The following is a 12,731-nucleotide window of genomic DNA, read 5'->3' as shown; positions in this document are numbered from 1 at the left end:
TTAAGTCTACTAAGTAGTAATACATTGGCTTTTCCTTCAGTTGTGTCTGACAACTCAAATATCACCCCCCTTAACCATGGAGCAGAATATTAAAATAATGGGCGAACTATTTTATACATAGTTCGCTTTTTATTTTGATAAAATTTGACTTTCATGCCGCATCTTGCTTTGGTGATGTCAAATTTTTTGGTGATAGAAAAAGAATATGACCCCACCCCAATCACCACTCAAACACGCCGTGCCAGCGTCTTTCGATTTACCGCCTTTCGCATTGCCGTTCAAGTCCGTTGAGGTGAAACGGAAGTTACGGCAAAGACCTGGGCTTTGCTGTCCTGGAGTTCAAGCGCCATCGCAACCGTCATTGCGTTATTGCCGTCTCCGATGAATTGTAGTCGAACGCATTCGGGATATTCTCGAAATTCTGCGTATAATACAGCATGATCAATCACCTGTTGGCTGAATCGTTCCGGGTTCAGGTATACGCGGTGCATGGCGGCCTCCATAGGGTAGAACAAGAAAAGCTTTCGCCTTCCCATTTCGGGAAACTTCCCGAAATGGGAAAACCTACGCACACCCTTTCCCATTTTGGGAAAGGGTGTTTTGCTGCATCCGCCGTTCAGTCGGCCGGAAAACCTGTCTGACGGCTGTAATCCCAGGGAATCCGCATGAAAAAATAAAAAATGAGAATATGGCATAGTTGGCACGGAATTTGCTCGGTATATAGGTGAGGGCCAAATCAAGAGGAGGGATTCACTTGCGTATTTCAAAAGAATTGCTTAGCGGGATGTACCGGAAGATGTTGAGCATTCGGAAATTTGAAAAGACTGCATCCACCTTTTTTGCAGAAGGAAAAATACCGGGCTTTGTCCATCTTTACATCGGGGAGGAAGCCATTGCTGTCGGGGCATGCGCCAATCTGCGGGATGATGATTATATTACGAGCACCCACCGGGGGCATGGACATATCGTGGCTAAGGGCGGGAATCTGAAGTATATGATGGCAGAGCTGTTTGGCAAAGGGACCGGCTACTGTAAGGGCAAAGGAGGCTCCATGCATATTGCGGATGCGGAGCTTGGCATTCTTGGAGCCAACGGAATTGTCGGCGCGGGCCATCTGATTGCCACCGGGGCGGCGTGGAGCGCGCAATACAGAGGGAGCGATCAGGTCAGTGTGTGCTTTTTCGGAGACGCTTCCACGAATCAGAGCACGTTTCATGAAGCGATGAATTTAGCGAGTCTATGGAAGCTGCCGGTTATTTTTATATGCGAGAACAATCTGTATGGGATATCAGTCAGCCAGGCCAGACATCAGACGATCAAGGACATAGCGAAACGTGCGGAGGGCTATTGCATGCCTTCCCTGACGGCTGACGGCAACGATGTGGTTACGGTGTACGAACATGTGCAAGACGCGGTGCAGCGGGCAAGAAGTGGCGAAGGTCCAACCCTGCTGGAATTCAAAACGTACAGACAGCATGGCCATTTCGAAGGGGACCCCGGGGCTTACCGGCCCAAAGAAGAAGTGGAGGCCTGGCTGCAAAAGGACCCGATCCCCAGATTTGAGAAGTACCTTCTGGAGAACAAACTGATGAAGGCGGAAGAGTTGAAGCAGATAGAGGCTGAGGTGGACGGGGATATTCAGGAGGCGCTTGATTTCGCTTTTGCGAGCGATGTTCCGGCCCTGGAATCTTCGGTTCAGGGTATTTATTCCGATATCATTGAGGAGGCGCGCAGCAGATGAGAAAAATGACCTATGGTGAAGGAATCCGTGAAGGCATGCGCAGCAAAATGCTGGAGGACCCGAAAGTGGTCTTGCTGGGGGAGGATGTCGGGCCGTATGGAGGAACCTTTGGAGTAACGAAGGGACTTTGGGAACAATTCGGTGAAGAGCGGGTACGGGATACCCCGATTTCCGAAGGGATCATTGTCGGGGCTTCTGTCGGGGCAGCCGCAACAGGACTAAGACCGGTGGCCGAGCTGATGTTCATTGATTTTCTGACCTTCGGCATGGACGGACTGGTAAATCAGGCGGCGAAGATGAGATATATGTTCGGCGGTAAAATCTCCGTGCCGCTCGTACTGCGGCTGCCGGCGGGCGGCGGAATCAGCGCGGGGGCACAGCACTCCGGGTCGCTGGAGGCCTGGGTTACACATGTTCCGGGGCTAAAGGTGGTCTATCCTTCCAACGCCCAGGATGCCTGGGGAATGATGCTGACTGCGATTGAAGATGACAATCCGGTGGTGTATATCGAGAGCAAGGTTCTGTATTCGAAAAAATTTGAGGTGGACGATACGGTTGCCGCGATTCCTTTTGGGTTAGCCAGCGTTAAAAGGGAAGGCAGCGATGTGTCCATTATAACGTACGGCAAGCAAGTAGAGGATGCGCTTAGTGCCGCGAAAATACTGGCTGAAGAGGGCATCGAAGTTGAGGTTGTTGATCTGCGCTCGCTCTATCCGCTGGACACAAAAGCGATATTCGCGTCAGTCGCCAAAACACACCGGGCGCTTGTTGTCACCGAAGAAGTGAAGCGCGGAGGGTTCGGGGGCGAACTGTCCGCCATGATCTCGGAGCTGTGTTTTGATGAATTGGATGCTCCTGTTGTCCGAATTGGCGCATTGAATTCCCCCGTCCCTTATTCTCCGGTGCTGGAAGCCTATGTGCTGCCAAATACGGATGACATTATTCAGGGCATCAAGAGCATGTTCTGACCAGGCTCGGGAAACGTCAATAAGCAAACTTGCGGAGGTGCACAATGGCTGAACTTATCGTTATGCCCAAATTAGGGCTCACTATGACCGAGGGGACGATCTCCAATTGGCGAAAAGCCGAGGGGGACACCGTAACCCAAGGAGAAATTCTGTTTGATGTGGAGACGGATAAAATCTCCAATGAAGTTGAAGCAAAGCTTGGCGGAGTGCTGCGGAAAATCATTGTAGAAGAAGGTACAGTGGACATCTTCCAGCCGGTAGCCGTCATCGGCGATACCAATGAGGATATTTCCGCTCTGCTTGGCGGAGGCGGAGGGCCGGCGGCTTCCGCTCCGGAGCAGACGGGAGCTCCGGCGGATGCCGGGGCGGTGGCAGCCGCAGCGGGTGAAGCGGCGGTTCATGCATCCGGGGGTAGAATCAAGGCTTCGCCGTATGCAAGGAAAACAGCGGCAGGGTTGTCCGTTGACCTACAGCAGGTGAAAGGGACCGGGCCGCAGGGCAGAATTACCGAAGGAGATGTGCGCAAGTATGCCGCCGAAGGGGGAAGCGGAGCCGCGGCTAAAGTGAAAATATCCCCGGCGGCAGCCAAGGAAGCGGCAGCCCTCGGCATTGATCCTTCCGGGCTTCATAAAGAAGGAAGAATTATGAAGGAGGATATTCGCTCCTTCGCAGCAGCCTCCAGCAAGACAGCTGTACAGACGGCAGTACAGGCAGCTGCACAAGAAGTCACACGTGTGCCGATGAACAGCATGCGCAAAATCATCGCCAAGCGGATGCTGGAAAGTCAGGCGGTTTCTCCGGCTGTGACCTACAATATGAAGCTGGATACAACCGCCCTGGGTTTGCTGAGACAGCAACTGAAGGATACGCTCAAGGTTACTTATACCGATCTGCTGGTCCGTATAGTAGCCAGAGCTCTGCTGGAGTTCCCGCTTCTGAACTGTTCCATAGAAGGAAGCGAGCTTGTGCTGCGGAATTATGCCAACATTGGTGTCGCTGTGGGGCTGGAGGAGGGACTCGTTGTCCCTGTGGTCAAGAACGCATCCCAAAAAGGGCTGGCTGAAATCTCGGAGGACGTAAGGCGGCTGGCGGCAGGAGCGAGAAGCAGCACCTTGACCTCTGAAGACCTGGCAGGAGGAACCTTTACCATTACCAATCTGGGGATGTACGGCATGGAGACCTTCTCGCCGATTATCAATCAACCCGAGGTCGCTATCCTGGGCGTTAATGCCATCGTAGATACCCCGGTTGCAGTCAACGGAGAGATCGTCATCAGACCCCTGATGAATCTAAGCCTGACCGCTGACCACAGAGCTGTGGACGGAGCGGTTGCGGCGCAATTTATGCAAAAAATCAAGGCTTATGCAGAGAAGCCGGCACTGCTGCTGCTGTAAGGGGCTGCGCTTTCGAAGCGAGTTTTGTACGGAGTAAATCAAGGAGCGTATGCTCACAAAACTTAGGTGTATGCTTTCGGAGCGAGTTTTGTACGAAGCAAATCAAGGAGCGTATGCTCACAAAACTTAGGTGTATGCTTTCGGAGCGAGTTTTGTACGGAGCAAATCAAGGAGTGTATGCTCACAAAACTTTTAGGAGGAGTACAATGAAGATCGTTGTGCTTGGAGGCGGCCCGGGCGGATACGTGGCTGCCATACGGGCTGCGCAATTGGGGGCGGAGGTTACACTTGTAGAGAAGAGGACTTTGGGCGGGACCTGCCTTAATGTCGGCTGCATCCCCACCAAGGTGCTGCTTCATACCACGGAGTTGTACACTCACCTGAAGCGGGAGGGCAAAGAGCTTGGCCTTGAGACCGCAGAGGTCTCTGTGAACTGGAAACAGCTGCAGAAACGCAAAGATAAGATCATAAGAATGAACACTGGCGGCATTGAAGCGCTGCTCAAAAAAAACAAGATAACCAAGCTGAGCGGTTCAGGCAAATTTATCGGTGACCGCGAGCTGGAAATAACCGCAGCAGATGGCAGTGTCTCCACACTCGGCTTCGACCGGGCCATTATTGCTACCGGTTCAGAACCGTCCATCGTTCCTATTCCCGGTGCAGAGCTGGAAGGGGTCATTACAAGCGATGAAGCACTTTCGCTTCCTGCTGTACCGGCGAGCCTTTGCATTATTGGCGGAGGGGTGATTGGCTGTGAGTTTGCCAGTGTGTACAGCAGCTTGGGCTGCAAGGTTACGATTGTCGAGATGCTGCCAGAACTGATAGCGGCCATGGATGGTGAAATTGTACAATGTCTGCGGAAGGAATTCGCAAGCTCCGGCATTGAGGTACACACAGAGACCAAAGTGGAGAAAATCGAACAGACAGCGGCGGGACTGCGGGTAGTCACCTCCTCCGGGAACGGCAAACATGTAGTAGAAGCGGACAAAGTACTGCTGTCCATCGGGCGGAGGCCGGTGACTGCGGGGCTGGGACTGGAGAACATCGGTGTGGAGATCAAACGGGGAGTAATTCAGGTCAACCGGAACATGGAGACCTGCATCCCGGGCATCTATGCTATCGGGGATTGCAACGGAGGAATCATGCTGGCGCATGTAGCCTCCGCAGAAGGGGTTATTGCTGCGGAAGCGATTATGGGTGAGCCCTCGCCGATGGATTTCAGAACGGTTCCTTCCTGTGTCTACACACGGCCTGAGCTGGCATCCGTGGGAATGACGGAGGCGGAGGCTAAGCAGCAGGGGTTCCGGGTGAAGACTGGTGTATTTCCGCTTCAGGCCAATGCGAAATCCATGATTATGGGTGAGAGCAGCGGGCTGGTGAAATACGTTGTGGACGCCGGCAATGATGAAATTCTGGGGCTGCACATTGCCGGGCCGCGGGCAACGGACATCATAGTGGAAGGTGCGCTGGCAATTCGTCTTGAAGCCACACTGGATGAGCTTGTGACAACCATTCATGCCCATCCGACGGTCGCAGAAGCGTTGCACGAAGCCGCACACGCCGTTCATAACCGGGCCATTCATCTTCATGTGTAACGGATAGTCATTAATTTCCCAATGCAAATACAAATAGGATGAACAGAGTAAGCCGATCCCGGTTATTCCTGCGGATTGTCATACTAAGTTCATCTTATTTGCCTTTATGGGATGGGGTATGTTTTATAATAGAGATATAATGTAAGCGCATACAATCGAGGGGTGGGCATATGAGGCTTGCTGTGGATACCAAGCAACGAATGGGTTTGTCTCCCGGGTTGCGGCAATCTGTCGAGGTGCTGCAAATGGACTCCCAGGAGCTGGATCAATATGTGGAGCGGATGGCTGAAGAGAATCCGCTGATTGAAGTTCAATATTCATTAGACAGCAGCAGGATCAAGAACGGAAAGAGCAGTCAGCATTTGCTGCAAATTGCTGCGTCTCCCCGGCATACCCTGCAGGAGCATCTGCAGTCACAGCTAAATCTGCTGGAACTGCCGAAGAAGGAGCGGGACATTGCGGCCTATCTGATCGGCTGTCTGCAGGATATCGGTTATTTAGAGGAACGGGTGGAGGAGATTGCAGCGGGACTGGGAGTCAGCTGTAAGGATATCGAGGTCGGCCTAAGACATGTTCAGTCTCTGGAGCCTTACGGAGTCGGCGCCAGAAATTTGCAGGAATGTCTCGTGCTGCAGCTGGAGCACACAGGCAGATTGACGCCTTTATTACAGAGGCTGATTGAACGCCATCTTGAACAGCTGGGCAGCAATCAGCTGGTCCGGGTCGCCAAGGAATTGAAGACCTCTCTTAAGAGCATTCAGGAATCCTTCCATGTGATCAAATCGTTGAATCCTCGCCCCGGTAATACCTTCGATCATGGGGAATGCACGGTTTACATTGTCCCTGACGTATATATTATGCGGAAGAACGGGCGCAACGAAGCCGCAGTCCACCCTTTGTCCAGCCCGCAGGTTGCGCTTGTCGAAAGCTATCAACACCTGCTCAGCCTGAGCGGAGACGAAGAAACGCGCAGCTATCTACGGGAGAAGAACGAACAGGCGATTTGGATCATGAAATGCCTCGAAGACCGCAAGGCGACACTATGCAGTGTAGCCGGCGCAATACTGAAGGTGCAGCGGTCTTTTTTCGAAAGAGGGAAAGATTATTTGGTACCTTTAACACTTAGCAAAATTGCTGAAGAGCTTAATCTTCATGAGTCTACGGTGAGCCGGGCAATTCGGGGTAAATTTTTGCGATGCATCTGGGGAACCTTTGAGCTGAAATATTTTTTTCCTTCCGAAATTGCGGGTGAAGCCAGCGGTTGGACACCGGATGCCCTGAAGCGAATCATCCGTGACCTTATTGAGGAAGAAGATAAGCAGGCGGCCTACAGCGACCGCCGAATCGCTGAACTTCTGCTTGAGCAGGGCGTGGTCATCTCCCGCCGGACGGTTGCCAAGTACAGGGAATCCATGCGGATTGCCGCGGCCCCGGGCAGACGTGAATATCTGATGTAGACGCTGCGGGCGACGAAAGGAGCATTAGTCATGCGAATTACCTATGCGCAATCGCTTGGGAATTGGGAACATTTCATATCCAGCGGTGAGTGCGCCGCCGGAACGAAGCCGGAAATAGCCGCTTCATGGATAAGATGCCGCAAAGCCGGAGTCGATCCGATGTGCGGCAAGGGAATGCAGGTGTCGGATGAGGAACTGGCTTCCCGCTTGCAGGAGAAGAAGCAGCTTCTTTCCGTCGCCAAGCCGATCATGGACAGCATTTATCAGATTATCAAGGATACGGTGTATGCCATTGTTCTGACCGATCAGGACGGTGTTCTCCTGCACACGATGCTCAATAAGGAGCTTGAACCGGAATGTGTCAAGGTGAATTTTGTTGAAGGCGCCAAGTGGGATGAGGCCAGCGTGGGCACCAATGCGGTAGGTACCGCACTGGCAATCAATGATGCGGTACAGGTGCTAGGCGGGGAGCATTACTGCACATCGCATCATGCCTGGACCTGCTCAGCAGCCCCCGTTCATGACAGCCGGGGCAACGTGATTGGCTGCCTGGATCTGTCGGGCAAGGCGGAGGATGTTCATGCCCATACGTTCGGCGTTGTTGTATCGGCGGTCAGCAGTATCGAGAAGCAGCTCCATATGCTGGAGACGAGCCAAATGATGCATGCCGTATTCCAGTCGATGCAGGACGGGCTGCTTGTCATTGATACGGAATACCGCGTGCGGCATTATAATGAAAGACTGGCCTCGATCTTTATGCTTGACCTGGAGCAGATCGAAGCCTTGAGCATCAAGGAGCTGCTGGAGGAGGTCGATTTGGATAGTGTGTTCGCCGGACAGAGGCATCTGAGCTATGCGGATTGTACCCTTACTGTCGGCAGCAACAAGATCGATTGTATGGTAAACATCTATCCGTTCACCTTCGATGACAAGATTCTCGGCGCTTCGCTCACGTTCCGGGAAGCTGGGCAGGTGCGCAAAGAGGTCAATCAACTGGCCGGCTTCAAAGCGAACTACCGGTTCGAGGAAGTCATCACGGACAATCCTTATATGCAGGAACAGATTGCTTTTGCCCAGCGGATCGCGAAGACAGGCTGTTCGGTGCTGATCGAAGGGGAGAGCGGAACAGGCAAGGAGCTGTTTGCCCAATCGATTCATAATGCCAGTATGCGGGCCGGTGGACCGTTTATTGCCATCAACTGCGCGGCGCTCCCCAAAGATCTGGTAGAGAGCGAGTTGTTCGGATACGAGAAGGGCTCCTTTACAGGGGCGCTCCGGGAAGGCAATCCGGGGAAGTTCGAGCTGGCGCATGGCGGGACGATTTTTCTGGATGAAATCGGGGAACTGCCGCTGGAAATTCAGGCAAAGCTGCTCCGTGTTCTGGATAACCATAAGGTCCGCAGAATCGGGGGCAAGCATGAACGGACGCTGGATGTAAGAGTTATTGCGGCCACCAACCGCGATCTGGCGGAGGAAGTGAACCGGAAATCATATCGCAGCGATCTGTATTACCGCTTGAATGTGATCAATATCAAGCTGTTGCCGCTTAGGGAACGCAGGGAGGATATTGCTCCGCTGGCGAAACTGTTCCTGCTGAAATGCAACCGGGATAGCCCTGGACCGGCCAAGCGGTTCAGCCCTTCCTTTCTGGAAGCCTTGCAGAGCTGCGAGTGGCAGGGAAATGCGCGCGAGCTGCAAAATGCCGTACAACGGGCTTATTATGTATGCCGCTCTGCTGACATTACCCATCTGGATTTGCCTCCGGTGAGGACAGCGCCTGTAATATACAGCAGCAGCGGCAATGTGACAGTTTCGCAGAAGCCAACCACGGACGACTCTGGCAAAAAAATGGAGCAAATTCAGATGGAGAGCATCTGCGATGCGCTTAAAACTTGCGGCGGCAATGTTGTGAGCGCAGCCAAAATGCTGGGGATCGGAAAATCGACCATGTACCGGAAGATTGCCGAGTACGGCATATGCAAATAGGACCAGAGGGTCTACGTAGACTGCTTCTAGACTAAAATGCTGCGGTGGGCAATCACCGCTTCACTCCGCTTTCACTACCAAATATTCATGTTAAAAACAAATAAGCCTCCTGACATTACCTGGCCTAGCCAGAAAACGCACAGGAGGCTTCTGCTGTTATCTTCCCGAAATCCGGATAAACTCACTTGGCTCCCGGATCAACCCACCCCAATCACCACTCAAACACCCCATTTACGTCCAAAAACTCCCCATTATGGCGTTTTCCATCCGTCGCGTAACCTACAATAATCGCTGCGCCAGCTTCCTTGGATTTACCGCCTTCCGCGTTTCCGTTCAAGTCCGTTGACGTAAAACCGGGAGTTACGGCGAAGACCTGGGCCTTGCTGTCCTGGAGTTCAAGTGCCATCGCAACCGTCATTGCGTTATTGGCCGTCTTCGATGAATTATAGTCGAACGCATTAAGGGCGTGCTCGAACTTCTGCATATAGTTCAGCGATGCCATATCGGTGGAGACGTTCACGATCGTTCCTTCATTTTTCCGAATAAGAGGGAACAGCTGCTGGTTCAAGCGGAATGTACCAAAGAAATTGACTTCAAATGCGTTCCGCAAATGTTCCTCTTTGGTATCGCTAAATGAACCTGAAAAAGCTCCCGGCATGCCGGCATTGTTAATGAGCAGGGTAAGCTCCGGATAGCGATTTTGTATGGTGTCGGCGGCTTGTTCGATGCTTGCGCGATCGGTCATATCAATTTGCACAAACTCCGCGCTAAGGCCATGATTTCTCAATTCGGAAGCAGCCGCTTCGCCTCGTTCAATACTGCGTGCTCCAAGTATAACGGTCCAGCCGGCCTCTCCCAGCTGTCTTGCGATTTCATATCCAATTCCTTTGTTAGCGCCGGTTACAAATGCGATTTTGTTCATGTGTGGCCCTTCTTTCATCAAAGTATGTTCGGTTAACAATACATAGCCTACTATGCTACACTTAGTGCAGGTCAACCATGAATTTAGGGGATGATGATGATTTTTACAATTGGTCAGGTTGCGAAAAAAGTTGGCGTTAATATCGGAGCGATTCGTTTCTATGAACGCAAGGGCCTTCTCGATACGGTGGTCCGGAACGAGCAAAATATCCGCCTGTATAGTGATTATGAAGTAAACTGGCTCATATTCCTGAAATGTCTGCGTGAAACGGGAATGAGTGTGGAAGAAATCAAGAAATACCATGACATGGTCAAGGCCGGGACCGCTACTCTGCCGGAGCGAATTCAGCTCATTCAGAGGCAGAAACAGACTCTTCTGGATGATATTGAGTTAAAAAAAGCTCAGCTCATCCATCTGGAGCATAAGCTTGAGCGTTATTACCGGGGTGAGAATTATTGACCGGGAAATATTCATCATGTATTTGGGGTAAAAGATGGCTGTAAGCCGCATGTTCTCCGAATCCGCAAAGGTGGTGATTTTTGTGAACAAGGCTACGAAGATTTCTTTAATTGTTATTGCGTCTATTTTAGTGTTAATGGCGCTGGTCGGGGTGCTGAGTTATTATTCAGCCGGATAGAAGTTGACAGATTGGATGATAAAATATATTATAGATATATAAAGTCCGCGATTGAACTTGGAGAGCTGAGCTTAAGGTTGATTGCGTGAATAATGCTTATTTACGTGGATAACGTTCATTGCCGCGAATAATGCTCATTACGTGAATAACGTTCGCTGCGTAATGGTGAAGCGGGCTCAGGTCTATTTTTTGCAGCGATTAAGGATATTATCTATCTTTGATGGATTGGGAAGTGAAGTGGTATGAAATATTCCAAAGCGACGAATTATGCGCTGCATACGATGCTGTTTCTGGTAGCTGCGGCTTCGGATAAGCCGATTGGGGTGCAGCAGCTGGCGGAGAGGCAGGATGTATCTCCAACCTATTTGTCCAAAATTCTGACCAAGCTGGTGAAGGCGGGACTCATTGAGTCGGCTTCCGGCGCGAACGGCGGGTACAGGGTGAAGCGGAACAAGGAAGACGTTTCGTTCTTGGATGTTATCCATGCCATTGAAGGCACGGCCTCTTTGTTCGACTGCACATTGAATCATCCTACCGAATGCCTGATTCAACGGGAGATGGTGGAGGCGGAGCAGCGGATGGAAGAGTATTTGCGCAGTAGAAAGCTAGCCGATCTTGCCGCCAAAATGACGGGAAGGTAAGCATCGGCCCGTTTTTTTGGATTAATTATAGATATAACAAGTCTTTTAAATCTTTGATTGACCCGGAGTTAATCCGGCACTTTATTTTCAAGAAGAGAGGAATGAACGAGATGAGTAATGATCTATTTAATGAAGAGGTATGGGAGAAGGCGTGGAAGGAAGACCCGCACAGCATGGCTAATCGGATGAAGCGGTCGGGGGTTGATATGACCCGCAGCTTCGACGACAAGGCGGAGGTATTCAACCGTGAAGTATTCAGTGAAGCGGGAAGACACCGGAGCGAGCGGATTATCGGGTGGATCGAAGGGCAGGGCGTCGAGTTCGACGGAATGTCGGTGCTGGATGTCGGGGCGGCCTCGGGAGGGTTCTCCGTTCCTTTTGCCGAGCGTGGCGCGAAAGTAACGGCAGTTGAGCCGAACGTTCCGCTGGCGAAGCTGTTCAAGGCAAATACGGAACTGCTTAACCGGGAGCAGGAGCGGGTGAGCCTTGTCCATGAGGCTTTTGAGGACATTGATCTGGCCCAAAAAGGTTGGCAGCAAGCCTTCGACCTGGTGTTCGTGTCCATGTGTCCGGTCGTTACGGACTGGGATAGTGTGGAACGGCTGCTTGGCTGCGCACGCCAATTTTGCTATATTAGCACGATGGCGGGCGATCGAGAACACAGTCTGGTGAACGAGGTGCTTCCGCTGTTAGGCGGACAGAAGAAAATGAACGGACCTTCGGACATGGCCTATCTCCTGCATCTGCTCTACTTGAAAGGGTATACGTATGAGTCCATTGTTACCCGGGAGATGAAGACGGTGGAGCTGTCCCTGGATGATGCTGTCATTGAAGTTATGGAGATGCTGAAGCATCACCGCGTGGAGGCGGACGCGACTGCCCGGAAGGTCGTAACGGATTACGTGCGCAGCACCTACGGCGACGGTCCGGTGACGGTTAGCCAGGGCGGGCGGTTCGGCAAGGTGCTCATTCGGCTGCAGGATCAGAATATGTACACCAGGAAGAGTGTGACCGGGAACAATGTGAGCGGTTAGAGCGTGAACTAGTAGAGCGTGAACGGATAGAGCATGAATGGGTAGAGCAGAGCGTGAACGAGTAGAGCATGAACGGATAGGGCATGAACGGATAGAACGTGAATGAGGAGAATGGAGCCGGGAAGACCGGGGAGATTCAATAGGAAGCGCCAATCAAACAATCAAGCACAATCTGGCAATAAGGCGCAATCAAGCACATTCAGCAATCAAACAATCAGGCAATCAAGGAAACACAACGCAATCAAGCGCCCTGCGGGGTGCTTTTGCATGATTAGGCCAGCCAGACTTTTGGCTGGTCTATTTTATAGTTGCTTTTTAATATAGGCTATGTTTAATAACGGTGTTGATAATATGGT

Annotated in this window: 11 protein-coding genes; 9 read left to right on the top strand and 2 right to left on the bottom strand. The window is 51.8% G+C overall.

Annotated elements, in window-relative coordinates; all coding sequences use genetic code 11:
* Positions 1–278: 278 nt before the first annotated feature.
* On the bottom strand, positions 279–503 hold the full coding sequence (locus tag KIH86_RS29545) for a hypothetical protein (RefSeq protein ID WP_235775393.1): 225 nt from the start codon (positions 501–503) through the stop codon (positions 279–281).
* A 251-nt stretch (positions 504–754) separates the two neighbouring features.
* On the opposite strand from KIH86_RS29545, the gene KIH86_RS12570 reads away from it, so the two are divergent.
* From KIH86_RS12570 to KIH86_RS12545, 6 genes are all read left to right on the top strand, one after another.
* The gene (locus tag KIH86_RS12570) at positions 755–1,741 is read left to right on the top strand and encodes a thiamine pyrophosphate-dependent dehydrogenase E1 component subunit alpha (RefSeq protein WP_262416590.1); all 987 of its coding nucleotides are present in this window, start codon (positions 755–757) and stop codon (positions 1,739–1,741) included.
* Positions 1,738–2,709: an alpha-ketoacid dehydrogenase subunit beta gene (locus tag KIH86_RS12565; RefSeq protein WP_223086144.1), complete on the top strand. Its 972-nt coding sequence runs from the start codon at positions 1,738–1,740 to the stop codon at positions 2,707–2,709. Before KIH86_RS12570 ends, KIH86_RS12565 begins: the two co-directional genes overlap by 4 nt.
* 44 nt (positions 2,710–2,753) lie before the next feature.
* Positions 2,754–4,103 (top strand): dihydrolipoamide acetyltransferase family protein, encoded by a 1,350-nt coding sequence (locus tag KIH86_RS12560; RefSeq protein ID WP_223086145.1) that lies wholly within the window; start codon positions 2,754–2,756, stop codon positions 4,101–4,103.
* A 206-nt stretch (positions 4,104–4,309) separates the two neighbouring features.
* Positions 4,310–5,698: a dihydrolipoyl dehydrogenase gene (lpdA, locus tag KIH86_RS12555; protein WP_223086146.1), complete on the top strand. Its 1,389-nt coding sequence runs from the start codon at positions 4,310–4,312 to the stop codon at positions 5,696–5,698.
* Between the two features lie 182 nt (positions 5,699–5,880).
* Entirely contained in the window at positions 5,881–7,155 is a 1,275-nt protein-coding gene (rpoN, locus tag KIH86_RS12550) for an RNA polymerase factor sigma-54 (protein WP_223086147.1), read from the top strand.
* Positions 7,156–7,185: 30 nt separating this feature from the next.
* Positions 7,186–9,141 (top strand): sigma-54-dependent Fis family transcriptional regulator, encoded by a 1,956-nt coding sequence (locus KIH86_RS12545; RefSeq protein ID WP_223086148.1) that lies wholly within the window; start codon positions 7,186–7,188, stop codon positions 9,139–9,141.
* A 211-nt stretch (positions 9,142–9,352) separates the two neighbouring features.
* On the opposite strand, the gene KIH86_RS12540 is transcribed toward KIH86_RS12545, so the two are convergent.
* Complete coding sequence (locus tag KIH86_RS12540) at positions 9,353–10,063, bottom strand: SDR family NAD(P)-dependent oxidoreductase (RefSeq protein WP_223086149.1); 711 nt, start codon at positions 10,061–10,063, stop codon at positions 9,353–9,355.
* Positions 10,064–10,159: 96 nt separating this feature from the next.
* Here KIH86_RS12540 and KIH86_RS12535 point away from each other — a divergent pair, with 96 nt between their 5' ends.
* The 3 genes from KIH86_RS12535 to KIH86_RS12525 all read left to right on the top strand — a co-directional run bounded on the left by KIH86_RS12535 (position 10,160) and on the right by KIH86_RS12525 (position 12,375).
* Positions 10,160–10,522, top strand: coding sequence for a MerR family transcriptional regulator (locus tag KIH86_RS12535; RefSeq protein WP_235775392.1), 363 nt, complete (start codon positions 10,160–10,162; stop codon positions 10,520–10,522).
* Positions 10,523–10,942: 420 nt separating this feature from the next.
* A complete protein-coding gene (locus KIH86_RS12530) occupies positions 10,943–11,341 on the top strand; it encodes an Rrf2 family transcriptional regulator (protein ID WP_038697472.1) in 399 nt (132 codons plus the stop codon).
* A 110-nt stretch (positions 11,342–11,451) separates the two neighbouring features.
* Positions 11,452–12,375, top strand: a complete 924-nt coding sequence (locus KIH86_RS12525; protein ID WP_223086150.1) for a class I SAM-dependent methyltransferase — start codon at positions 11,452–11,454, stop codon at positions 12,373–12,375.
* Positions 12,376–12,731 lie beyond the last annotated feature (356 nt).

The sequence above is a fragment of the Paenibacillus sinensis genome (assembly GCF_019904155.1).
Lineage (GTDB): Bacteria > Bacillota > Bacilli > Paenibacillales > Paenibacillaceae > Paenibacillus_AQ > Paenibacillus_AQ sinensis.
The sequence above is the reverse complement of the archived record's forward strand: the minus strand, read 5'-3'. Positions and strand labels throughout refer to the sequence as shown.

Bases quoted from the DNA above. Each gene is read 5' to 3' on its own strand.
- KIH86_RS29545 (WP_235775393.1), bottom strand. From the start codon at position 503: ATGGAGGCCGCCATGCACCGCGTATACCTGAACCCGGAACGATTCAGC.
- KIH86_RS12565 (WP_223086144.1), top strand. From the start codon at position 1,738: ATGAGAAAAATGACCTATGGTGAAGGAATCCGTGAAGGCATGCGCAGC.
- KIH86_RS12560 (WP_223086145.1), top strand. From the start codon at position 2,754: ATGGCTGAACTTATCGTTATGCCCAAATTAGGGCTCACTATGACCGAG.
- lpdA (WP_223086146.1), top strand. From the start codon at position 4,310: ATGAAGATCGTTGTGCTTGGAGGCGGCCCGGGCGGATACGTGGCTGCC.
- KIH86_RS12545 (WP_223086148.1), top strand. From the start codon at position 7,186: ATGCGAATTACCTATGCGCAATCGCTTGGGAATTGGGAACATTTCATA.
- KIH86_RS12540 (WP_223086149.1), bottom strand. From the start codon at position 10,063: ATGAACAAAATCGCATTTGTAACCGGCGCTAACAAAGGAATTGGATAT.
- KIH86_RS12535 (WP_235775392.1), top strand. From the start codon at position 10,160: ATGATTTTTACAATTGGTCAGGTTGCGAAAAAAGTTGGCGTTAATATC.
- KIH86_RS12530 (WP_038697472.1), top strand. From the start codon at position 10,943: ATGAAATATTCCAAAGCGACGAATTATGCGCTGCATACGATGCTGTTT.
- KIH86_RS12525 (WP_223086150.1), top strand. From the start codon at position 11,452: ATGAGTAATGATCTATTTAATGAAGAGGTATGGGAGAAGGCGTGGAAG.